At 48.5% G+C, this 23,435-nt stretch carries 27 protein-coding genes, 1 tRNA gene and 1 rRNA gene; 2 read left to right on the top strand and 27 right to left on the bottom strand.

Translation table 11 applies throughout. The annotated features are described in order from the left end of the window. Positions 1-117: ribosomal RNA gene (locus L1271_RS10295) — 16S ribosomal RNA — on the bottom strand; the annotation flags it as partial. A gap of 590 nt (positions 118-707) precedes the next feature. On the opposite strand from L1271_RS10295, the gene L1271_RS10300 reads away from it, so the two are divergent. Both L1271_RS10300 and L1271_RS10305 read left to right on the top strand, forming a co-directional pair. Next, positions 708-2,126 (top strand): alanine/glycine:cation symporter family protein, encoded by a 1,419-nt coding sequence (locus L1271_RS10300; RefSeq protein ID WP_010607547.1) that lies wholly within the window; start codon positions 708-710, stop codon positions 2,124-2,126. Positions 2,127-2,289: 163 nt separating this feature from the next. Then, positions 2,290-2,366 (top strand) — tRNA-Pro (locus tag L1271_RS10305). 190 nt (positions 2,367-2,556) lie between these two features. Here the strand turns inward: L1271_RS10305 and L1271_RS10310 are convergent. The 26 genes from L1271_RS10310 to L1271_RS10435 all read right to left on the bottom strand — a co-directional run bounded on the left by L1271_RS10310 (position 2,557) and on the right by L1271_RS10435 (position 23,264). After that, positions 2,557-3,567, bottom strand: coding sequence for a contractile injection system protein, VgrG/Pvc8 family (locus L1271_RS10310; protein ID WP_235367766.1), 1,011 nt, complete (start codon positions 3,565-3,567; stop codon positions 2,557-2,559). Further along, complete coding sequence (locus L1271_RS10315; protein WP_235367767.1) at positions 3,558-3,767, bottom strand: tail protein X; 210 nt, start codon at positions 3,765-3,767, stop codon at positions 3,558-3,560. The genes L1271_RS10310 and L1271_RS10315 overlap by 10 nt, the downstream gene beginning before the upstream one ends. Beyond that, positions 3,745-4,143, bottom strand: coding sequence for a phage tail protein (locus L1271_RS10320; protein WP_235367768.1), 399 nt, complete (start codon positions 4,141-4,143; stop codon positions 3,745-3,747). Before L1271_RS10320 ends, L1271_RS10315 begins: the two co-directional genes overlap by 23 nt. Further along, complete coding sequence (locus L1271_RS10325; RefSeq protein WP_235367769.1) at positions 4,140-6,965, bottom strand: phage tail tape measure protein; 2,826 nt, start codon at positions 6,963-6,965, stop codon at positions 4,140-4,142. Before L1271_RS10325 ends, L1271_RS10320 begins: the two co-directional genes overlap by 4 nt. A gap of 121 nt (positions 6,966-7,086) precedes the next feature. Next, entirely contained in the window at positions 7,087-7,542 is a 456-nt protein-coding gene (locus L1271_RS10330) for a phage tail assembly protein (RefSeq protein ID WP_235367770.1), read from the bottom strand. A 175-nt stretch (positions 7,543-7,717) separates the two neighbouring features. Next, positions 7,718-8,224, bottom strand: coding sequence for a phage major tail tube protein (locus L1271_RS10335; RefSeq protein ID WP_235367771.1), 507 nt, complete (start codon positions 8,222-8,224; stop codon positions 7,718-7,720). 1 nt (position 8,225) lies between these two features. Next, positions 8,226-9,395, bottom strand: coding sequence for a phage tail protein (locus tag L1271_RS10340; RefSeq protein WP_235367772.1), 1,170 nt, complete (start codon positions 9,393-9,395; stop codon positions 8,226-8,228). Beyond that, positions 9,395-9,580, bottom strand: a complete 186-nt coding sequence (locus L1271_RS10345; RefSeq protein ID WP_235367773.1) for a hypothetical protein — start codon at positions 9,578-9,580, stop codon at positions 9,395-9,397. The genes L1271_RS10340 and L1271_RS10345 overlap by 1 nt, the downstream gene beginning before the upstream one ends. Before the next feature lie 75 nt (positions 9,581-9,655). Continuing rightward, positions 9,656-9,934, bottom strand: coding sequence for a hypothetical protein (locus L1271_RS10350; RefSeq protein WP_235367774.1), 279 nt, complete (start codon positions 9,932-9,934; stop codon positions 9,656-9,658). After that, on the bottom strand, positions 9,931-10,773 hold the full coding sequence (locus tag L1271_RS10355; protein WP_235367775.1) for a hypothetical protein: 843 nt from the start codon (positions 10,771-10,773) through the stop codon (positions 9,931-9,933). The genes L1271_RS10350 and L1271_RS10355 overlap by 4 nt, the downstream gene beginning before the upstream one ends. A 76-nt stretch (positions 10,774-10,849) precedes the next feature. Then, positions 10,850-11,860: a phage tail protein gene (locus L1271_RS10360; protein ID WP_235367776.1), complete on the bottom strand. Its 1,011-nt coding sequence runs from the start codon at positions 11,858-11,860 to the stop codon at positions 10,850-10,852. After that, entirely contained in the window at positions 11,857-12,627 is a 771-nt protein-coding gene (locus L1271_RS10365) for a phage tail protein I (protein WP_235367777.1), read from the bottom strand. The genes L1271_RS10360 and L1271_RS10365 overlap by 4 nt, the downstream gene beginning before the upstream one ends. Further along, complete coding sequence (locus L1271_RS10370; RefSeq protein WP_235367778.1) at positions 12,578-13,588, bottom strand: baseplate J/gp47 family protein; 1,011 nt, start codon at positions 13,586-13,588, stop codon at positions 12,578-12,580. Before L1271_RS10370 ends, L1271_RS10365 begins: the two co-directional genes overlap by 50 nt. Then, positions 13,560-13,922, bottom strand: a complete 363-nt coding sequence (locus L1271_RS10375; RefSeq protein WP_235367779.1) for a phage baseplate protein — start codon at positions 13,920-13,922, stop codon at positions 13,560-13,562. Before L1271_RS10375 ends, L1271_RS10370 begins: the two co-directional genes overlap by 29 nt. Then, complete coding sequence (locus tag L1271_RS10380) at positions 13,919-14,116, bottom strand: hypothetical protein (protein WP_235367780.1); 198 nt, start codon at positions 14,114-14,116, stop codon at positions 13,919-13,921. The genes L1271_RS10375 and L1271_RS10380 overlap by 4 nt, the downstream gene beginning before the upstream one ends. Position 14,117: 1 nt before the next feature. Then, positions 14,118-14,759, bottom strand: a complete 642-nt coding sequence (locus L1271_RS10385; protein WP_235367781.1) for a phage baseplate assembly protein V — start codon at positions 14,757-14,759, stop codon at positions 14,118-14,120. Continuing rightward, on the bottom strand, positions 14,743-15,279 hold the full coding sequence (locus tag L1271_RS10390; protein ID WP_235367782.1) for a hypothetical protein: 537 nt from the start codon (positions 15,277-15,279) through the stop codon (positions 14,743-14,745). Before L1271_RS10390 ends, L1271_RS10385 begins: the two co-directional genes overlap by 17 nt. Further along, complete coding sequence (locus L1271_RS10395) at positions 15,276-15,911, bottom strand: hypothetical protein (protein WP_235367783.1); 636 nt, start codon at positions 15,909-15,911, stop codon at positions 15,276-15,278. Before L1271_RS10395 ends, L1271_RS10390 begins: the two co-directional genes overlap by 4 nt. Then, a complete protein-coding gene (locus L1271_RS10400; protein WP_235367784.1) occupies positions 15,877-16,227 on the bottom strand; it encodes a hypothetical protein in 351 nt (116 codons plus the stop codon). The genes L1271_RS10395 and L1271_RS10400 overlap by 35 nt, the downstream gene beginning before the upstream one ends. Continuing rightward, positions 16,227-17,213, bottom strand: a complete 987-nt coding sequence (locus L1271_RS10405; RefSeq protein ID WP_235367785.1) for a major capsid protein — start codon at positions 17,211-17,213, stop codon at positions 16,227-16,229. The genes L1271_RS10400 and L1271_RS10405 overlap by 1 nt, the downstream gene beginning before the upstream one ends. 78 nt (positions 17,214-17,291) lie before the next feature. Beyond that, the gene (locus L1271_RS10410; protein WP_268831080.1) at positions 17,292-17,645 is read right to left on the bottom strand and encodes a head decoration protein; all 354 of its coding nucleotides are present in this window, start codon (positions 17,643-17,645) and stop codon (positions 17,292-17,294) included. Then, positions 17,645-19,000 carry a S49 family peptidase gene (locus tag L1271_RS10415; protein WP_235367787.1) on the bottom strand — a complete coding sequence of 452 codons (1,356 nt, stop codon included), beginning with the start codon at positions 18,998-19,000 and terminating at the stop codon, positions 17,645-17,647. Before L1271_RS10415 ends, L1271_RS10410 begins: the two co-directional genes overlap by 1 nt. Continuing rightward, positions 18,997-20,490, bottom strand: a complete 1,494-nt coding sequence (locus L1271_RS10420; RefSeq protein ID WP_235367788.1) for a phage portal protein — start codon at positions 20,488-20,490, stop codon at positions 18,997-18,999. The genes L1271_RS10415 and L1271_RS10420 overlap by 4 nt, the downstream gene beginning before the upstream one ends. 14 nt (positions 20,491-20,504) lie before the next feature. Next, on the bottom strand, positions 20,505-20,720 hold the full coding sequence (locus tag L1271_RS10425; RefSeq protein WP_235367789.1) for a phage head-tail joining protein: 216 nt from the start codon (positions 20,718-20,720) through the stop codon (positions 20,505-20,507). 11 nt (positions 20,721-20,731) lie between these two features. After that, on the bottom strand, positions 20,732-22,777 hold the full coding sequence (locus tag L1271_RS10430) for a phage terminase large subunit family protein (RefSeq protein ID WP_235367790.1): 2,046 nt from the start codon (positions 22,775-22,777) through the stop codon (positions 20,732-20,734). Then, positions 22,770-23,264, bottom strand: coding sequence for a DUF1441 family protein (locus L1271_RS10435; RefSeq protein WP_235367791.1), 495 nt, complete (start codon positions 23,262-23,264; stop codon positions 22,770-22,772). The genes L1271_RS10430 and L1271_RS10435 overlap by 8 nt, the downstream gene beginning before the upstream one ends. Positions 23,265-23,435 lie beyond the last annotated feature (171 nt).

Genomic DNA, 23,435 nt, shown 5'->3' on the forward strand with positions numbered 1-23,435 from the left:
TACTCACCCGTCCGCCGCTCGTCATCTTCTAGCAAGCTAGAAATGTTACCGCTCGACTTGCATGTGTTAGGCCTGCCGCCAGCGTTCAATCTGAGCCATGATCAAACTCTTCAATTAAAAGTTTTTTCGTTTGAAGTAAACTTCAAACTTGCTCAATGAATTCTGATTGTTTGTTTCTACTTTTCAAAAAAGTAAAATCAAAACGAATTGACTATATAGTCACTCAGTTACAATTGAGACTCTAAATTTGTTTGCGTCATCTAGCGAACTAGAATCTGCTGTTAGAACTCAATCTGTACGAGTGCCCACACAGATGATTGCTTCATATTTTTAAAGAGCATTTCGAAACATTTCGCTGCTTCGAGGGATGTGCATTTTAAGCATTCCCGATTTTTTGTCAATACTTAATTTTGAATTTCTTGAGAAGAAGTTTCGAACTTAAGTTTTACTTAACGCTAACTCGTTGCTGCTTTGCTTTTCAGCGTAGCGCCCCGTGTCAGTGGGGTCGCATTATAGGGCGATCCGATTTTAGTGCAACCCTTTTTTTCGGTTTTTTCTATTTATTTTTCAAATGCTTTTTAGCCCACCGAATCCTAACAACTTATCCACATTTTCTGTGGATAACCCATAGGAATTTCGGCTTTTGCTTTTCTTTGTGGTAGATTACCGCCCCATTATTTACTCGTTCTTAGAAAAAGGCTAAATACATGGCTGATATCTTAAACTCGATAAGTGGTCTTTTATGGGGCCATCTACTTATCTACCTCTTAATAGCTGCAGGTGTATTCTTCACAATTAGGCTTGGCTTTATTCAATTCACTCAATTCCCATATATGGTGAAGGTAATGATGCAAAGCCGCGAAGGTGCTGAAGATGGTATCTCCTCTTTTCAAGCATTCTGTACTTCACTCGCCGCACGGGTTGGTACCGGTAATATGGCAGGTGTTGGTGTCGCGCTCTATTTGGGCGGTCCTGGTGCTATATTATGGATGTGGCTCATTGCCTTGATTGGTATGGCGACCAGTTTTGCTGAAAGTTGCTTAGCGCAGCTATATAAGACAAAAGATGATGACGGAAACTTCCGTGGTGGCCCAGCTTATTATATGGAGCTAGGTTTAAAACGTAAGTGGATGGGGGTGTTATTCTCACTTTGCCTTATCCTTGCATTTGGTTTCGTCTTTAATGCGGTGCAAGCCAACTCCATTGCTGCAGCATTTAACGTTGCCTTTGATGTGCCTAAATATGTGATGGGTATTGCGTTAGTAGCAGCTTCAGGGATTATCATCTTCGGTGGTTTAAAAACTATTGCACGCTTTGCCGAACTTGTCGTGCCTTTTATGGCCGTTGCTTATCTTATACTTGCACTTTACGTCTGTGCTGTGAACTTTGCGCAGCTGCCAGATATATTTATGTTAATAGTAAAAAGTGCAATGGGTATTGAACAAGCGGGTGCTGGTGCTATTGGCTACGCCGTAATGCAAGCGATGCTTCAAGGGATCAAGCGCGGCTTATTCTCAAATGAAGCGGGTATGGGTAGCGCTGCAAACGCTGCTGCTAGTGCAACACCAAATCCAAACCATCCAGCATCACAGGGTTATGTACAAATGCTAGGTGTATTTGTAGATACCATAGTGATCTGTACCGCGACCGCTTCGCTTATTCTTTTATCTGGTCAGCTCGAGCCAAACTCAGGTTTAACTGGCATTGAATTAACACAATCTGCATTGGTTCATCATGTAGGAGAATGGGGCGCAATTTTCGTTGCAGTGGCTATTCTATTTTTTGCTTTTACTTCCATTGTTGCCAACTATAGTTATGCAGAAACCAACCTACTGTTTTTAGATCACCATTCAAAGAAAGGCATGATGGTATTTAGAGCTTGTGTATTAGGTATGGTAATGTTTGGTGCGGTAAGCGAACTTGGACTGGTTTGGACACTCGCTGATATTTCAATGGGCTTAATGGCTGTAGTAAACGTGGTTGCACTCTTTATGCTTCGCAAAGTCGTGCTATGGCTTGCCAACGATTATAAAAAGCAGCTTAAAGCTGGCGTAACCCCAGAGTTTGATCCTAGTACCAACCCTGAAGTAGAAAAAACACTACCAAAAGGCATTTGGACTAAATAGACCAATACAGCGCACTAGAGCTTATTTTTAGTGCGCTTTCTTCTTATAAAATTCAGGATTAATGACGAAGAACACAAAAATACGCCCTTGAGTTCATTTAATGTCCAAACAAACCAACCACTTATTGCCTTTCAAAAAAAAATCCGTATAGTAAAGCACAAGTCGGCATATAGCGCAGCTTGGTAGCGCACTGTCATGGGGTGTCAGGGGTCGCAGGTTCAAATCCTGCTATGCCGACCAGCTTTTCCTTACCCTAATCAATAAGTTATATCAATTTCTACAGTTTCTATTTTATCTCTTGTGGTAATTCCGTGGTAACAAGGTGGTAAATCAACTTTCTTGTTCCTCAAATATACTTATAAAATTTTTTAATGCTTTTGTTATTTTTGAGCACTCCCTACACCAAAAATATTGATATGTTTCGACTGAATTATTTACTTGGTTCTGTAGCTATTACCGCGCATCGATAACCTCCAGAGGCGTCACCACGCGCGGTAACTTTATCAATTGACCAGTCTCCAGCCATTTCAGGCGGAAACGAATCGATCAACGACATTAGGCCTTCTGCGACCAAATTAGGATCACCAGGCAAGTCCATGCGAACGCACGAACCTTGGCGTTTTACTCGAGTAAGCTCGTCACGGCACGCCTTCAATGCCACAGCCGCCTCTTCATAAGACTGGCGCAACTTCTTAAATGGCGCTTGACCATCGCTAACCTCATGTTCTTGGCCGGTCGCTACATCAGTCCAATTTGCTTTAACACCAGAGACAACCGTGCGGCTGGGTCGCTCAAGCTGACAATTAATAAACTGCCCTTGATCTGTTGGATCATTATTTGATGGCAACGCTACCGATACAGGAGGGATATCTTGCCCAGTTATGGTCTTAACCTGCCCACGCTTAGCAAGCACATACAGGTCATTGACAGGCTTGGCTACAGCATCACGCTCACGTGCCAGGCGTGAAAGAAACGCACCATCCGTTTCATCCAACTGGTCAACGTGGCTTAACTGTATACCTTCGAACTCAGTAGCAACACGAGGGCTAAAACCATGCGTAGATACCACTTCTCTAAATAGATCCGCCAGTGTAGTGTCAGTGAATGTGCGCGTACGCCGCTCCTTAAAACCTGTTGAATCATCAACTTGAAACGGTGCGGCAGTAGCCACAATAGTAACTGTAGGCGGAAACACCCGAGGAACAATGCGCGTAATCTTAAACTCGCCTTTGTCTACCAAGCTTCCCTCGTATCCCTCGAACCAGCGCAGCACTGCCCCCTCTTTAGGGGTGCCGGTCTGGCCAGCCGTATCAACTGTTAGCGTTACCTGGTCGGACTGAATGCCGGCAGCGTCAACACGCTCCCACGATACCAGCCTGTTATTAATAATCGCCTCACCCGGGCCACTCACCCGTACCTGAGGTCTAAAGCCTAATCCCATATATTCACCACTCTCTTAGGCTCTGATCCCGCCAATGCTGGAAGACGTATCTCTACGCCAGCTGGCAAAACAGGACCATACAGCTCAAGTCCAGGATTAAGCTCATACAACGCTTCTTCAGCTTCATCATCAGCTCTACCCAGCGCCTGAAACAAGACAATAGCAACGGTATCACCATCACGACTGCGTATTACTGTCACCGGCATACTCCTCTAGCTCAATAGTAAAATCGATAACAATAGCCGTACCGTCATCAATAATACGGTCCTGCTTCTCTTGCAGCTGTTTAAGCGTCCATAAGCCAAGGTTACGACCATAACCATCAGTCAAAACTAATGGCTCTCGCCTTAATTGCATAGCTCGCAGCGCATCCAAATTGGCCATGCCGTCAGCTCGGAACCATGTGCCGCTGATACTGATTTTCTCAAGCTGCTGGCCCGTGTTCTGACTAATTGGTTTCTGGCCATAACGAGGGACGGTAACCCATCCCCCGTCACTTGAACGTTGCAAACCAGAGTAAGGCGTGCCCTCACTTAGCGAAAAAACGAAGTCACCGAGCGACATCATCTGCCTCATGTATCTCTCCTATCAGATAAACTAGCATCAGCACGAACGCCCACATCAGAACCGCCAAACATCACTGGCACCAGCTCAGCCTTCATCCTTTCTAACAGCTGATTTGCAACGCCTTTGTCATACTCAGGATTACCGCTAGGCTGTATCTGTATGACAGGTGCAAAGCTGATCTGACGGTTACTGTTCACCAGTTGCTTTGATTGCTCTGCCACCGATGCTGGAGCAGGTTTATCCGTTTTGTCTTCACTAAACCAGCCGCCAATGTTCTCGCCTAGCCACTGGCCAAGCTCACCACCACCAATACCGCCAACTACCGAACCGATAACACCACCCACAGCCGTGCCAATCACTGGCACCACTGAACCTATAGCCGCTCCTGCCATCGCACCAGCTGCTGCACCTCCAAGGCCGCCAATCATGTCGCCTGCCGTACCACCTACCTGCTTACCGTCACCATTTGCGATTGCAGAGGTCAGCGCCGCTCCGGATAATGCAATATCCAGAGGCCGGAATAACTTACCCGCACCACCAAGTAACGCCCCGCCTATAGGCAACGCATTAAATAGATCACCAGCAGTACCAGCTACGGCTGCACCGGTCATGGCAAGCTCGCCAGCATTGGCATTTGCCGACATCACAGACAAAGCCGTACCGCCACCTAAAAGGGCAGCCATACGACCCCACTTGCCACCCCTAGCTCGGCGAGCTGGTCGATAATCATCATTGCCAGCTAGAGATTGCGCCGGCAATGAAGCGCCACCAAACAAATCAGTGATGCCACCAACCAAACGACCGAAACGCCCACCGGAACGCCTGCCAGAAGAACGACCGCGTCGACGTCGATTAGACTCATAACCACCGGAACGACCACGGCGAGAACCCACACTATTTAGCTCTCGATTAAATCGTGATAGCTCGTTAGTGGCCTTTCTTGCATTAAGAGCCGTGTTGCTAGTAACTCCAGATAATTGCTCTCGACCCAAACGCAAACGATCGAGACCATTTCCCATAGCCAGCCTAGCCAGCTTAAAAGCAATAGCTCCAGCTTTGACGACCGCAATAGCACCCGCCACTGCCAACAGCCCACTGGCCAACCTTGGATTGGCTTCAGCAAAATTACTGATCCCATCAACCACCGTCATCAATGGTGGAACGACCGCATCGATAACTGGCAGGAGACGATCACCTAGTACAACCATCATGCGATCAAATTTGGCAGACAGCTGCGACAACGTATGACTACGAGTCTTGGCTCGGTTTGCATACTCATCATTGACGCTGCCTGCTCGGTTAGCCTGTTTCTCTACCCGGCCAAACGCCGCTATCAAGCCATTTTTATCGTCATCCAGCGTGGTGACCAATTTAGCCACCGCACCTTTAACCTCTTCACCAAACAACTGAGAAATAACAGCGCCACGTTCAGCCGCATCCACATCCTGCAGCTGACGCATTACTTGAACTAAAGTACCCTGTGCATCTTCCTGCATCATGCTGGCCAACTCATCGGCATTAAAGCCCAGCTTGCCCATGGCCTCTTTCTGACCATTTGTCGCTGCATAACCAGCTGTCAAACGTCCAGTAATATTTTTTAGTGCAGTAGCTGCCACCTCTTCAGTGGCTCCTCCTGCAATCAAGCTGGCAGACAATGCTGCTGTCTGGTTGTAATTCAGACCAGCACCCATGGCCGTAGAACCTTGCCGCACCATAACAGCAGCAATGTCTTTAGCTTTAGCGTTCATATTGTTGCTAAGATAGTTTGTGGAATCGGCCAGATCTAACGCTTTCTCCTGAGTTAACCCCATCGCCGCACGCCACGTAGCCAGTGTAGAGCCTGCTTCTTCTGCAGAAACATCCCAAGCTACTGACATCTTTGTTGCTGACTCAGCAAACTTGAGCAATTCGGTTTTCTCTATGCCGCTTTGACCTGCGGCTGTAACTATCTGAGCAATCCCTTCCTGGCGCATACCTAAGTCGCCAGCAAGCTTCATCATCTTAGTGCGGTATTCCGCCTCTTCCTTTTCATCCTTGAAATTAACGACTTTCTTAACGTCAGCGAAAGTACTCTCATACTCGACAGCGCGCTTTCCAGCCAACACCATTGGCGCAACCATTGCTGCCGTTTCCATGGCCTGACCAACCAGCTCTCCTTTTTGTGCATTACGCTCAGCAATACGCCCATTCAGAGACTGGATCCGCTTTAACTTGGCTTCCTGCTGCTCTAACGCCTGGTTAGCCTTGTCTGTTTGGCGAGCAAGGCGCAGCTGCTCAGCGCCAAGCGAATTGAGCTTTAGACCTGCAGAGGTTAAATCATTGCGCAATGAGCCCAGCTTTTGTGACTGCTGACCATATTCGGTGGTTAGCCGGCTGGATGCTTGCTCAGCGGTTTTAAGTGCCGACTTTTCACGCTTATACGCCTGCTCAGCCTGTCTCTTAGCCTTTGTGAGTCTAGTAACTTCTCTGCGTGCCGCCGCTACCTGCTCTGACTCTGCGCCATAAGAATGAGCAGCTTCAAGCACCGCTTGTTCAGCCAGTTTGAGCGATCGTGTATGCCTGCGCACAATGTCCGAAGCCTGAGCTTCAGAGTTTTTCAGCCTAGCGACCTCAGTACGAGCTTTTGATAATGCAGCGCGAGTATTCTCGGCTCGGGACTCTAAACCTTTGAATCTGGCGACAAGCTGCTGCTTCTTATTCAGCTCACTCAGCGTAGAGCTAGTTTCAGCAACTTTGCTTTGTAGCTTACCAACACTTTTAACCGCCGTATTAACCGGCTGGCTAAACTTGTCGATTGCCGAAAGAACGATAGACGTCTTGTTATTGTCCACAGCTACCTCTTATTAATTCCAAGCTTGGCTGCTGCCAGGTGGTACCGACGCATCGCCTCATCAATACGCCAGTTTTTTATCTCCCCAGGTGCAACGTGATACACCAAAGGAATAACATCGGTCAGGACTTCGACGTCTTTTGGCGAAAGTAATCCGCCGATTTTTGCAAAAAATCAATCAACCGCTCCTGCAGCTGATTCCAATCTGGCAGACTCATGCGCTCCAGCTCGATATGACTAAACCCGGTGCAACTGGCTGAAATGAATAGCGTGCGCTCCCATTCATCATTGTGTGAATCCATCAAGTCAGTAGTGGCTACTGTCGGCGGACGCAACTTGTAGCCAGTCACTTCTCGGCCATCGTCACCTTGGAACGGTACTAGCAGCGTTGGCTCATCTTTGTTGAACTTGCCATCAATCAACTTACTGGCTGGTGACTGCATCAACTCCAAAACTAAACTCTGGATCGAGTTATAATCTGGCGTGACTAGTTTTTTCAGCTCACTTTTACCAAGTCCCGTGCTCTCACAAATACACGCTCTCAGTAGAGCCGTATCATCACCCTTGTGATCACTCATCTCTCGATGCTGACCCATGGTCAGAGTGACAACCTTTACTGTCTTGCATGGTTTGCCGCTAGCATCTTCAATAGGCCAAACCAAATCGTGTGTTTTTGCTTTAAACATAACTCTGCTCCCAAATAAAAAAGGCCCACCGAAGTGGGCCAACTGTAGCTACACAGGGAAATTGCTATTAAGGCATGCCAATATTGCGACGATGCTCTGCCATTAAATCACCGTTACCCAAATCCAAGATTTGCGCATTGCGGTCGATGTTATAGATAACTTTGCCATCTTCGGTTTTCTTGTACGCGCTGACCGCCATCTCAAACTGATGATCAGGCAGCTCGCCCATCTTGCTGGCAGACTCTGTAATGGACGTAATTTCACCAGACAGCGAATACACAATGGCAAACTTATTGCCATCTTCATCCTGATGTGATTCTTTCACGTCGACCTGACACAATTCACCTGCAGCTAAACCATAGGCCGAAAGCAGCTCCTGGTTGGCACCTTTGACCTTCCATTTGCCATTCATCTTCTCAAGCCCGACCCAAATTTCGCCAGGGATAAACGCACCACCTCGCGTCTCCTGCATGGCTTTTTTGATTTCAGGCGGCGTAAATTCGTCCAATTCTTTTACCAGAGGATTACCATTAATAATCCCCTGGCGGGTAATACGTGAACGTTGTCCTGCCATGTTATAGGACCTCCTCTAAAAACGCTTCGACGATACCGGTGTCCTCGATCAGGTGATACACCATGTGCTCGTTCGGCGCGTAGCCGTGATACTTGATCGCAATATGCCATTCGCCATTGCGATAGTTATCCACATTGTTTAACGTGGGGTGAAGGTAAACCTGAGCACCCATGATGGTTTCGTCAGCCTGCAGGGATTTCAGCCAAACATTCAGCTTAGTAATTTCCTGATCCATGAATGACTTGCTCAGGTTTCTAGCCATCGCTCGCTGAGCCGTTTTGGCTAGCTTACGAATAATGGCGTACTCAAGCCCTACCTGAGATACAAAGCGGCCAGTAACTGTGCGGTTACCAATCAATGAGAAACCACCCATCGATGTGCGTGCAAAATAGCTAACACCATGCTTGTTCAACAAACCACCATTTGTTGATTTGTCCATAATGTTGTAATCGATGGTACGCGAAGTGCCACTAATCAATGCGCCCATGCCGCCTTTAGCTGGACTCTCCCACGCTTTCACCCGTGCAAAACAGCTCAACGCAATGGCAGCTGCAGAGAAATAAACATTACCCTTGGCCGCCTGGCTATAAACGGACACCTGAGGATCAAGCAGGTAAAAAGCGTCATACCCCGAGCCCTCACCGCCCAAGCTCAATGAATAGTCGACCGCTGTCTGATCGTTCGTGTTAGGACCATCACCAACTGGTACAGCAAACAAACGCTTACCCATGGCCGCTAACGCATCCGCAACAGGCTTGGTATTAAAACCTGGGACACAGATATGCGTTGGTGTCTCCATGCAATCAGCCAGAGACTCAACACCGGTTCGCTGACCTGTCGCCGCATCCACCTTACCAATTACATTGTTAGTGGTTGCCGCAGCATCTACACCCTCATCTACAATGACGGCATAAATAGGCACAGACACAAGACGGAAAATTTCGTAACACGTACGCCACAGCGTACCTCGCTCCGTTCCTACCGTGTCCAGCTTGGCCGCATCACCAGGGTTGGCAATGCGAATAGGACTGTTTTTTGGTAAAAACGCATCGGCGTCAGGTGCGGTACCGACCAAACCCAACACAATGCCACCCAGCGGCCCCATTGGTGGTGGTGCAGGATGGCGCTCGACGCTGATACCGTTATGCACAAATGATGCAATCTCAGGCATTAGTCAGCTCCTTTAGTTGTCTTTTTGGTCGGCAACTTGACCTTACCGCCCAGAATTAAAAATTCAGCTTCACTGGGAAGCAAATATACAGTTGCGCCTTTATCGTGCCAGCACTTAGTGTTCGGACACTGGAAAGGGTTCGTTACTTCATAGGTTTGGCGAAGTGGCTGTTTTGGGGTTGCCATGTGACCTCCAAGCAATAAAAAACCCGGCGCATAGCCGGGTATTAGATATAAAAAAACCGCCCCTTTTAGGCGGTTTTAAGATTCAGATGGTAACGGATACCGATTCTTTATTTCGTCCACTTTATCTCGCCATGCCTGTTCCGACTCCGGTGTATTGTCGTACTGCCACTCCATGTATAGCGGGTCAGACTCATTTTTATAAGCCTCTCTTCTCAAATTATGAGTAAGATTTAATCTAGAAACACTTACAGCATTATCAACCACTTCAGCGGGAAATAGCCTTTTTAAATCTAATATCGAATCCTCAGTTAAAGGCGCCTCTACCACAGCACCATCATGAGTAAATTTAATCATGATCCAATCACTCCTCTAAAATCACCAGCATCATACAAAGATGCCGGCGTAACACCATCAGCTTTGACCGCTCGGTTTATAAACGTGTTATTTGCTATAGCCAATATACCCTTGGCAGAAGTATTACCGCCAATAACTTTATTTATTTTTCCTCTAACAGCCAATTTCTCCCACCCGGCAGATGACAACGTATTACCACCATAACCAGAGATAGCAAACAAAGGCACATCATAATCATCCGACTCATAACCTGAGATCGAAAATTCAACAGATGGCGCATGAAGAACTGCTGCTCTAACATAACCAACGGTTCGGCCTGATGCAGCGTAATCTCCCTCACTTAAGTCATGTGAAATCAAACAGTTGTAAAACCCCAGTTTACCACTGCTATCAAGCACCGCAATTTCGTCAGACGATTTTCTAACAGTTATCTTAGTATGCACTGACAAGTCAATTTCACCACCAGAAGATATTACATCTGCCACACGATATTGACTTGAGTTTGTAAGCGAAACAAATCGAACATCACCAGAAATAGATAGCGAATCTAAATAATGCTCACCAACAGAAAGGTAAACTGTATACGAACCTCCAGGAATAGTTTTACCATTAATTGCACTAATATTTCTAAACGCCCTATCTAATGAAAGCCCATTATTAGCATCATTACCATTAGCACAATCAACATAAAACCTTCCAATACTCATTGCTTTAATTGTGCTAGGAACGCTGGATGTAGCTTCCTCTACCTTTTCGTCGATTTCACTAACCTTAGATGCAACAGTATTAGTCATGTTATTAACTGACTGAATTAATGCACCTATATCTTGTGTACTCATGAATCATTACCCCTTATACGCTGTTTATTTGCGTTGTGCCGTTTTTAAAAGTGGCGGTTAATTCGGTTAATAAACATTACTCTGCTCTGATAATAAAGTGTGAAACAATGTACGGTGGATTCTCAACACCACGAACGTCAGTAACGATCTGTTTCATTCCATCTGCTACATTAGTAATCGCCAATGATTCACGTTGAACATAAAGATTCTGATACTCATTTTTAAAACCTAATGGGTTATTATCACTGAAGCCAACCAATCGACGCCCTAATGTACTTGGTACCTTATTTTCTCCATAATTATCTCTTAATGCTGCTTTCAAAAGTGGGTATCGCTCTGGGTCATAAACAGCGCCATTACACCAAAGAAAACCTGAAGGAAGATCATGCCCAAAGTAAGGCAAAACACCACCGATTGGAATGGTTTGAACATCACCTACACTGCCGGCATCTGCAACTATTTGGCTAAATTTGTTTTCCAATGACTTAACCTGCAAACTCAGAGTTTTCGCCAGCTCAGTAGCTTCACGTAACTTATGATCAGTATCCTCGCTAGTTCCGAGCAACATATGCTGCAACTCATCAAGCTTGAACTGCTGCTGCATCTGACGATGCATGCTATCCACTTGCGCAATTGCCACGCGAGTGAACTCTTCTTCAATCAGAATATTGAGGTTCTCAGTGCCAACAATAACCGTTACTGTTTCGCTTGGCAGCGCACTAAGATCGAGAGTGAATGGCTGAATGCAGTGACCATCTTTTGCTTTGTAGTTCAGCGTGGTATTAGGTGCCGAAATAACTCCAAGCAAAGTACCAGATGCTAACCAAAAACCGAGCTCACGCACTGCGTACTCTTGCGGCCCTGAAAATTTAGCAACGGCCTGTAACTGGCCAACCCCCAAGTCTTTATATTCGCCAAACTCAACACGCTGCAGCTCGTTCTGCAACGCTCGCTGATCCGGGTTGGGAGTATATGCCCGGTCACCAGCTGACACGTATTTAAGTTCGGCTTTCAATCCCTTTTCTTTTGCACTGATGCATTCGTCTAAACCTGATCTGGTTATGACTAACTTTAAACTCTCACTCATAAGTCCGCTCTTGCATTAATTACTGTATAGTTGATGCTGCCATTCACGTAGCCAACCATATTCAATTGGCCATACGTTCTGACAACCGGTATTTTTGCGCTGACACGGATAGGGCAAACATTGATTTGGTTCGTTATTGCACCGGCGACCGATACACTGATGTGTGCCTCTGGCATTGGCCACAACCGAGCATTGCAATCCGTTTCGCTGTAGTTCGTCACCGGTGCTCTAGCACCAGCCATACCCATACTGGTCTCAACTCCGAACATTAATGACAGTTCGATTTTGTCCCGCTCAGACTGAACTTCTTTTAAGTAGGCTTTGAGTTTGTGTACGTTCTCAACGTTAACGGGTTTATTACCACGCTCCCAGGCGACAATCTCCAAACTGTAGGGCTCACCAACAGGGGTTTGCTGGTACCAAGGCTTGATCTCATTTTCAAACTCAAACGATGCCAGCGCCATTTTCAGCCCAGCGCGAGTACCAGATAACTTGCGAACTTGCCAAGCATTACCAGCAAGATTTCGCTTCACATGCTCTGAGTCTGCAGTATCCCAAACAGGCAGCTGTTTCTCTGCCGCCAAATAAGGCACCACATTCAACGGAGTACGCCAAGCGTTCAATAAGTTTGGATAAATACTGTCAACAGCATACAACTGCCTGCTTAGAGATAGTTCTAAACCGCGCTCCAAATGACTGCTGTTGTCTGGCAATACACTATATGTTGTCAACGCTTTCAGTGCTGACGATGATTTGGACTGACTCAAGGTAAGGTGCCTCGCTATACGCGCAGCGCAGCGGTTGCGCTGGCTCAGTTATTTCGCCTCGATGCGCACCAGTTGACGTCATTATCACGTTATACAGCATCGATGGCTCAATCCTGCCGCCAAGCCGATGCTGCTCTGCTGCATAATCTCGGACTGCCATTTCTGCAGCAGCCTTAACTACCTCAGCGTCGGGGCCTGGTCTGATATATAAATGCGCATCACAGCGCCACGTTCTTATTGTTGGCGGCTTCACAGTGATCAAGTCGGTTTCTTGTGCAATATCGTCACGCTCTAAATACGCCTGTGTGGCATCAATTAACTCAATAGAGGGGTAGCCATTACCTGCATGCGACAAGATATAGCAATCAACCACACCAGGCTCCACTTGACGAGCTTGAGCGTCTTTCGTTTCACCCGCTCGCTCATGCTCTAGAAATTCATACTTAACAATGACTGTCTTTGGTTCAGGACTCTCAACCTTAACAATCGGCCTGCCGCCTAGCGTCATTGCATGAAAACGGTAACCGGAACGTGTTCCGGTGCTTGCCAGTGCATACGCTGCGAGATAGTAACGTGTTAAAACCGACTCATTACTTTCCATCATTGGCGGAACGGGCGGAAACGCATCCGGATTACCAGGAGATAAAACTTGTCGCTGTACACCTAGCTGACTCGCTATTAAGTCGACCATGGCATTATCGGTCGCATACATACCGAACATCTGTTGTGCCTGGCTGTTAAACTGCCGGATCTGGTTCTGCAGAATAACAGTAAATCCCTCGACAAACTTGGTTAATAGCTCCGCTTCATTAGCCAGCGTTTGCTTAACCTCAGCGACATCTTCAGGCGAACGCTCCGCTATATAATCAAGCAGTCCTGATTTAACCTTGCTCAGCAGTGTTTCAAATGGCGGCGTCTTAATGATGTCCGATTTAGGTAGCGGATTCTGATGCGGAAACATTTTCTATTGGCACTCCAAACTTAACCGGTCGACCTTGCCACCGACCCTCAAAATACAAATGCAAACCACTGGCATGGCGTACAGCCACACAACTTGTCGGCGCAAAATCCTGCAACCCATTAACTTGGTTATAAAACGCCTCGATGGCTGCCGCTTGTGTTCGCACCAACATGCTGTCTGACATATTTGCGGCAAGCGTATCTCGCACCCGGGAGCCAAACTTTGGCCGCTTGGCTCGACCACCTACCGGTGTTGTCATCACCTGAGTGACTCGACTGACTAACTGGTCAAAGCCGCTAATCTGTCGGCCTGTTTTGCGATCAATACCTATCATTTAACCTGGTAACTCCCTGCCGAAGAGCCTCCCGTAACAGACACCTCTGCGGCACTCGTAACATGCTCTACCATAGCCTCAGCTATCGCCTTGGCGATAACCCCCACTTGCGCATGCTCACCTGATGTTTTGAACCCTGCCGCTTGTAGTTTCTGAATTATTAGCCCTTCAAGAGCACCGGAACTTAACGCCATATCATTTACCTGCTGTAACTGTTGATGAGCCATCACCATGCGGATTACCAGTAAAATGGCAAATATGCGCGGTCGTCACACATGGCGAACCACCATTTAAATGGATCTTGCTGCCGTCAACTTTCACTTTCCCGCCAGCCTTAACCGTTGCATTTTCACCGATGTCAACCGTGGCTGACTTAGCAACCCTTACCGAAGCCTCTCCCTCGATAACGACATCAAGCTTATGCGTTTCCACGTTGTAGCTGACCTTAGTGCCATCCGGATAAACCCTGAGAATCTCATTAGGGTCAGAACTTGGTGAGGGGTATTTGTCACTAAACAGCCCTATCAGGGCTACTGTTTGGGTACCGTTATTGCCAGCACCAAAATTAAGAAGAACACACTGCTCATCGACCGAGGGACAGCGATACTCTCTTACTTCACCTGCCGCTACCGAAAACCAACGGATAAACGGAGTAGTCAGCTCGCCGTGTTTTACTTTGATTAACCAGCCTGATTCGTCAACCTCAATGACACGGCCCAAGCGGATCATGCTTTGAGTTCGTCGACGCAGGTCCTCAGCTTCAGATGAAAGATCTTCGATTCGCTCGAGATACGGATTCAACATCTCCCGCATAATTTGCTCAATCAGCTGGCGCATTTAAGGCCTCCAATGGCTTGTATTCAGCAGGATCATCGATATTAACCGGATCCACTGCCAAACGAATTGCTGCACGGTATTCTTCTGGTTCAAATTCACTCGCACCCACCGTCGCTGACTGCACAAACTGAACGGACCAGACCGCATAATCATCAAGCTCAGGATGCAATGCGTCAGGACTAGCGCTGATAACCCGTGCAGGCTTAACCCCAGAGATATCAAAATTGTTATTATCCACCTCAATACTGAGCACCATAGCCGCATTACGAACATCAAGCTGGTGCGTGCTGTACTTAACGCTAAATGCGATTAATATCTCGCAATGTAGAATCAACGACAGCTGGCCGTTACCTGGTTGATGATCATCTGGCTGCCAACCTGACACAGCGAAAAAGGCACACGGTGTCTCTATCGCTCCGCTAGATTCCGGATAATATTCCACTGACTTTAGCCACTGGATATTCGATAGCCATCGTCTGACTTCTTTGTGGTAATCGTCTAAATGTATGCCTTTGCTCATCTGTAACTATTCCAACTTCGTTGCCGTTGGCCTATCACATCACTCGCCTTAACCCGACCTTTCAAATCCGTGGAAAAATGAGCAATGAAAACCTCCGGAAGTTCATCAAAGATCTCGTCTTCTAATTTCACATGTAGCTCATCAGAGACATTCATTTTTGATTCCCGGACAGGGAATCGGCGCTCACCTTTGCGTGAGAATATCGACTTACGTTTATTAATCTTGGCCACAAAACCATCTGTATAGTCCTGCCTACCAAGCTTGCTCGATGTGAAAGACGCACCAGCAGGATTGCGCTTGGTACCAATGCGCGTCATTCGACCTTTAAGTTTCGATACGTCCACATCATTCAGACCATACCAGAGCTTTAACTCATCCATGCGGCCATCATTGCGACCAACACCAAACGCGGACTGATAAGCTTGCATCCGCCTGCGGATCGCTTTGAGGCTTTTAGCATCCATGCCGTCACGCATAAGTTTTAAACTACGTGACTTCATGGTGACACTGGTGCGCTTTAGCGCACGAACGTAAGCGCCACGTACTTGTTCTGTAGTGGCACCAAGGACTGCCTGGATGCGCTCAAGCTCATTAACATCAATATCGAATAGCAGGCTTTGATGATTGTTCATTGTCCAAGTCTAATGTAAGTGGCAAGCTAGAAAGCCCTGTACCATCTGATTTTGGTGGGCGCATTACACAGGCTACTAAGGATTCACCACTGTCTTTAGCTATGTTAAGGTGTTCACGAAGTTCAACATTAGAGATCTCGTTTTGTATCGCTGTTAGTTTTAAATCTTGGTTTTCAATTAACCCACCCAGCTTTAAATCACCCGACTCGATTTTGTTTTGAACTAAAACTCTTATAGCTAATCCATTTACTATAATCGTAGCGTTTGCCAACCGCTTCAAAACCCGGCGGCTGGCCTTTTGGAACGGATCACGCATTACGGGTTCTTAGTGCCGACTTTGATGCCCACAACCGCACGGGGAGCCGTGTTGATGCTGATTGTGTTGGATTGCGCTTCTAATTCGTGACCTTTGCCAAATTTCATTGGCTCAGCCTTGGCGTAGTAGGGTAAGCCTAAAGTGTTCACGGTTTCTTCATAATCCGCGGGGCCAAAGTAGGTGTTATACATACCACGCACCCCTTCTGGAACCAGTAACCCTTCGTTTGGTAAAATGAACTCCTGATCGCCCACTTGACCTTCGTATTCTTCCCAAATGAAGGAGCCAAATGAGATGCCGCTAGTTACATCATCACGCAGGGCGCTGCCGCTGTCATAGCGTTCGTACGCTCGCTTGAAATCGTCATTTTTCAGCAATTCATCCATTAGCTCTGGGCCAGCTAAAACGCGATAACGAGGTGCTTTAATTGCGCCCTGCGCTTTCTTAGATTCACGCTTGGCCGCTGTTAGCTGGGTGCGCAAGTCTTTGGTGAAATCCAGTGTTTTCACAAAGCGGCTCATATCAAACTTTTGGAACAGGTCAACCAGCACCGTGCCATCATGATCCAAGATCTTGCCCGCCAGTGCGCCCATGCGCTGCCACTCAATGGTGACATCAATGGAGCCGCGCATTCTGTCCAGTTCTTCATCAATCTTGGCTTGCACCATACCTTCACGGGTTTCCCCGCCGAAAGGCTTAACGTTCTGCACAGAATCTGCCAGAACGGCCCCAGACATTGGCAAGTGAACCAGTGGGAAGTTCTCGCCCTTGCGCTTGTTATCTTTCAATGATGTGCCTTCACTACCGCGAGACTTAGCAGGCACTAAGATGATCGAGTTGTTCTTTTCCACGATATTGACACTGGTTGTGTCAATGCGCTTTTCTTCAAACAAACCCAGCTCACCAATGCGGCCCGGCGTTTGTTCAGTACGGTTGATTGACTCGGTAAGGTTTTCAACCGTAAATAGTTCTTGAATTTCGTCCATTCTTTTTCTCCGAACGGTAAAAGCAACACGGCCAGTGATTCACTAGTCGCATTTAAGGGTGGTTAGCCAGCAGGGCGCTTAACGCACAATGATGTGGTTCGCGTTCAGCTGCTTAATGGCTACGGTTTTCTCTTCTTCGGTGATGCCGTCCGGCCACACCAGTGATGACGCTCGCACAGCAGTCAGTCGAGCATTCACCACGACTTTTTTGGTTGCTGCGCTGGCATCCACTGCACGATACAAGATAGCGGCGGCCACTTCGCTGCCGTCACTGCCTGCCGGGTCAAACTGAACCATCTCACCGCTGGCCGTAACTTCACCCAATACCGTTGCCGTGAGGTAGTTACCACCACTTAATAGGGCTTCATCACGGCTCAATCCGCCCACCTCACTCAGGATGTGGCTGCCTACGTGCGCTTTTTCTTCAATCATTACTTACCTGCCTTTGCCTTACGTTTTGCCATGATGGCGTTACCGTCAATTTTGGCGGTCTGCTTTTCTTTGCCAACCACCTGCCCTTCAATCTTGCTGCTGTCATCCCCTGCCGCTTGCGCTTCGTGGATAGCTTTGCCTGCCAGTTTCACCGGATCATCGAGGTGAGCTAGCAAGGCGGTGGCGCTGCCTTCAATGCCTGCCGCTGAGCACACATCCTTCAAGCCACAGGCTGCGGCGATCTGCCTTTCTGCGCTGGCTTTAGTTACATCCGGCTTGAGCAAGTTGGCCGCCAGTTCAGGAAAGCCGGCACTGGCACAAGCTGCGGCAATGTCACCCGCATGTTCCAAGGCGGTAGCCTCCGGCTCCACTTTTGGCTGTAAGGCTTTAAGCACATCCGGGCGCTGCTCTTTAATCGCTCCGATCAGCACATCGGCGCTGGCTTCGGTCGCGGCTGGCAACGTCACCGCTTTTGTTTTCTTGTCTGTCATTTTGTGTTTTCTCTCTGCTAATTGACTGATCACGCCTTCAAGGCTGCCAAGTCGGTGGGCCATACCCTGATCCACAGCGTTCTGACCAATCAAAACGCCACCCTGCCCAAAATCGGACAATACCGTTTCACGGGTTGCGCCCATATTGCGGGCCACTCGGTCAATAAATACATCCGCCATCTGATCAAGGCGGCCTTGCCAATCGGCGCGACCTTCTTTACTGGCGGGATCAAGGCGCTTTTTCGGGGATTGGCTGGACACAAATTCCAACCGTTCCACGCCTTCATCCGTGTCTTTGTAGCGGGTCAAGGTGGCAACTACACCAATTGAACCCACCATAGCCGTGGCATCAATCACCAGCTCATCAGCGGCACTGGCCACCCAATAAGCGGCACTGGCCCCGGTTCCTCCGACATAAGCCACAATAGGCTTATCACCACGAGCAGCATGTATCATTTCCGCCAGTTCGTGAATGCCATCCGCTTGACCACCAGGACTGTCAATATTGAGCACAATAGCTTTCACGCTGGGGTTGTTCAGGGCTTCGTTAAACTCTTTCGCCACCAGCTGGGTAGATGCACCGCCACAAATGGCCTGAAACCATGTGGCATAGCGGCTGATCACGCCATTGACGTGCAGCACCGCCACCCCACCTTCTCGCAACTCCAAGCATTGCCCCAAGGCTTTGCCATCTTTTGCCATGACGGCTTGATACTGCGGCAAGTTCTCAGCGGTGGTTTTCAGTTCGGATAAGTCCAGACTGTCCACGTCTCGAGCCGCTAACTGGCCCATGATGCTCAACAATCGTTCATCAAGCGCCCAAGCAGTACTTAGCAGGTACTCAAGAGCTAGGTGCTTTTTCATGCGCTGCTGTCCTCCTTATCTTGTGGTGTCTCGGCTTCTTCTGGGGCATTAAAAAGCCCGGCTAAATTGCCGGGCTTCTCAACACCTTCTTCCTTGCAGATTGTTTCCCAGCGCTTCAATGCCTTGGCATTTCGACGCATGTTCTCGTCAAGGTCCCGTCCATACTCTGCGGCCTCTGCGTCAATATTAGATAGTTGATTTGATACCGCTTTTTGTCGAGCATTAACGTCCTGCTCAGGATGAAGCCATTTAAACGCATCTGGGCGAATGTCTAACGCCAGATAGTAATAAGGGTTATCGGCATAACCGGGCGCATCGAGCTTGCCCACCAGCACCGCATCCGCTAACCACCATTGCCAGATCTTAAAGGCAACTTGGAAGCCACTGAGATTGACTTGATCAAAGCCAATGCCTCTGCGGTACTCGTTGAGGAGTGCCCGCACTAGCCTGTCATTCAGGCCAGCCCAGTCCCCGGTTAATAACGGGTAAGGAATTTCCTGCCCTGCGGCCATTTGCAAGGCTTGCCAACGCACAAAATCACTGTAACCGCTGCCCGTATTGTCCCCATCAAACAGTTGGAGTTTTTCACCTGCCACCCCGCGCAACATGGTGCCCGTGGTCACTCGCTCCACTGATTCCACGGGTTCGCCATCGTCAAACATTGGCTTACCCGTCATAGGGTCATACTCAAAGTCGTCTTCATCGAACGATTCTCGATACAAAAAGCCTGTGAAATTGCTTCGCTCTCTCTTGCGCACCAGCTCGGCATCATCATAATCATGGAACGTGCGATCTTTTAGCAGCACCGCCGCTGGATCAGGTTCGCCACGAACTTGACCGGGCCGAAGCTGCTTGAAATGGTGGATCACGTCATGAGCCGGGATTCGCTCCAAGTCGGCCAAGCTGACCACATCCACCCCATCTTGCGGGTGATGCTTATAAAACCAGTACGCCACACGCACTTTGCCTTGAAACTCTACCCCCTGCACCACTCGGTTGCCGCTCTTAAGCTTACGATTAAATTCCACTGGGCAAAGGTCGGACTCCATCACATCCACCTGAATGGGTACCGCCAAACCAGAAGATAAACGACGGCGTAAACGGCGAATAAATACCTCACCGCTCATGCGCCTTGCTCGCACGCACAAATCTACCAACGCGCCAAAGTTCTTGATACCTTCGGGATCAAGCTGCGTGCAGCTCAGTTTCCACAATTCATTGGCGGCTAGTCTAAATTCATCATTCCGACAAGTACTGAGCAACCAAAAACCACGACCTACCTCATTAGTAGTGTTTTTGTTGATGGCACTTCGCAATAACGGGCTGTTTCGGTAAGCCGCGCGGCTGCGATTCCTCAGTGGCTTTATAGCCGATGCTAATGCACGATTTGGCCCCGCTGCTGTGGCTTGCCAACCAATTGAGCGTGGTGCTCTTGTTGCCCCCTCATACGGGACTGTCGGTGTGGATAGCGGTTCCCCATCCAGCCCCAAAATGATGCTTTCTTTCATCGAATTCCCCGATCGCCAACAGTAACAATTCCCGTTAATGGACTGCGGCGGCGGCCTGCCCGTTTCGCCATGACGCGACCAATGTAACGTTTTGCGTGTAACAGCTCGGTCATACTGCGATATGTCACCTCTCGTCCGTTGATTTTTACAGTCAGTTCTCCGCTGGCAATGGCTTCATCGAGCGCATCCAAATCATCTTGAGTAAATGCCATTGCGTTCCTCTCTAGGTTCTGCGCCTCCTGCGGCGCTTAGGTTGCTCTGTTGCTTCCCCTGCTCCCGTTAATATCTCGCTGTTTTCTTCAATCGGCTTGGCCCACGGCGGTGGATTGTCCCAACTGATCCTATCTGCTTTGCGATCAAAGATAATGGCCCAGCAATACACCAACAGATCAAAGGCTTCGTTTCGGGCTGAATTAGACGGTTTGCGCCACTTTCCATCTGGGCCACGAGCTTCACAGCTCAGCTCATCAAAAAAGCTCTCTGGCAGCCAGTCAGGGAAATGCACATAACGGCGGCCTGGTTCCTCACGACCCAAAGCATTTGCCACCACGTCTTTGATTTTGTCCGTATTTAGAAGCCACACAGGTACATCACCCGCCGCGCTGGCCTTACGGTCATTACGTTTGGTGTTATCCGGGTAACTCTTTTTCAATAACGGGGCCGATATACGGCTGGCCCCTTTGACCAACATAAATCGCCGGGACAGCCCTAACTTTTTCAAATTACGAAAATAGTTGTAAGCGTTATCTGTCACCCCCTCTTCACCGCCGGAATCACATGCAGTGAGTAAGATAGGCATGTGCCGGCCTGATTCATCATCAATTTGGTAGGTTTTGTTGATCACCTTGTCTGTGATCACGCCCCAATCTTCCAGATAACTGGCTGGGTCAATCTTGGCATAGCCGCTGGCCGTGTCGGGATCTTCGCGCTTGCTCTTGGCTAGGGCATAGCGGTCAATCACAATGTGTTCCAGCTCAGCCCCCCAGCCCACCACTTGCACTTCAAAGCGAGGCGTTTTCTTACCGCCCTGCACGTCAATGGCTGCGGTCAAAAAGCGCACCCAGTCCGGTACCACTTTCACGCCCAGATCGCTGCGCCTGTCCATCAGGTCATTGGCGTTTCTGTCCGTGTTTCTTGGTGGTGTGAACGGCTTGCCTTGGTCGGTGTTGGTTGTGGCCTTGAGGTTTTCAAGACTCCCTGTGCGTTCATAGTCATTCATGGCCGCCAGATACTTGTAAACCAATTGGTTCCACGTTTGGAATGCGGCACTTGGGCCTTTCTGCCAAAAGCTGGCAATGCGGCTCACTCTGGCTTCACCGTGAATTTCTCGGTTTTGGTCAAGCCAAAGCCCTTGAGGCAGCCACACCCCATTGCGGTTAAAATCATGTTTGAATTTTTCTTGGTGCATAACCCCGCAATGCGGGCAGCCCAGATATACTTCCCGGCTCGCCTTGGTCGGGTCGGGTTCGTTGGTGTCATACACCAACAATTCAAAATCTGCCTCAAACCATTCCCCGCAATCCGTGCATTGCCAATACCTCAAGCGGCGATCCCCTTGGTTAAACAAGGAAAGAATGCCTTTGGTTGGCGGCGCTTCATGCGGGCTTTCTGGCCGATACATTGGATCAAGAATGTCATAGCCCGGCGAACTCTCCGCCAGCACCATGCCACTGCTCATAAAAGTTTGGGTACGTTTACCCGCTAACACCCAGCCGGAGCCCTCGCCGCCCACATCCTGTTCCATTCGGTCATAATCCGTGAGCGCCACCCGTTTCCAGTCGGATGAAGCAAAAATGTTTTTACTCGGCCAGCCGATCTTAAGGTAGTGCCCGGCTTTGAAAATCTTGTCATGCACATTGTTATCATGGGCACGCGGCGATAATGCCGCCCGCACTTCCTGGCTGGATTCAAAGCTGCGGCTCAAGCGTTTTTTGCTGTACTCCCGCGCCTTTTCCTCAGAAATCTGCACCACCAACATATCCGCGGGGTCATTGACTACAGTGTGCATGATCCACGCATCAAGCAAGCTTACTGTTTTACCTGTTCGAGCTGGGCCAACAAACACCACACCATCATATTGTCGCGATTGCAGGCAATTCATGGGTTCGTGCATGTAGGGGATCAGCGAGCCATCCCAAGGCACCATAGCCCCGCCTTGCTCCACATACAACAACCGTGAGGCACTTTGTGAAATCGGTTCGCGCTTGGGAGCTCGCACTAAAGCGGCGGATTCACGGCGAACCCTTGAGGCTTTGGCATAATTACTCATCCGCCACATCCATCAGTTCGTTGTATAATTGGTCGCGGAATGTATCAGTAACTCGCTCCAGCACATCCAACTGCTCTGGGTTGAACAGCCGGGTGCGCTCCATCTTGTCAGGCAAGCCTTCAAAAAATGCCACATTAGCTTTTAGGGTTCTAACCTGATCGGCTCGGACTTCTTCCACAGGGATAAGCTGTTTGGTTTTTTCTTCAAATTTCAGCCGTTCGTTTTCCGACTGGTAATAGTCTTTTCTGTCTTTGGGATGCAACTCATCCGGCTTATATGTCGTTGGCACTACATTGGCTTCACCAGCAAATAAAGCTGGTCCAACATCAAGGAGCGGATAAAGGGGTACACCCTTCACTTTTTTCACTGGAGCAACCCCAGCAGTATTTAATCGCTTTCGTACCGTGTCACGGGATACCCCAAACGCCTGAGAAATTCGGGTTATGTTCCACAGATAAGCGTCATCAATTTTTGTAACGTCACCCACACTTCGACATCACCTCTTGCATAATGATCTAGTGACGATCTTAACCGTCAGAAAGGATCAGATTTTAGTCAGTACCTTCACCCCCAACCCCTTGCCAAACTTGATAATTATCAAGGTGCTGCTGACGAACATAGAAAACCCGAAAATTAGCCATTCCCCGCGAGTCAGTGA

The sequence above is a fragment of the Pseudoalteromonas sp. OF5H-5 genome, assembly GCF_021530695.1.
Lineage (GTDB): Bacteria > Pseudomonadota > Gammaproteobacteria > Enterobacterales > Alteromonadaceae > Pseudoalteromonas.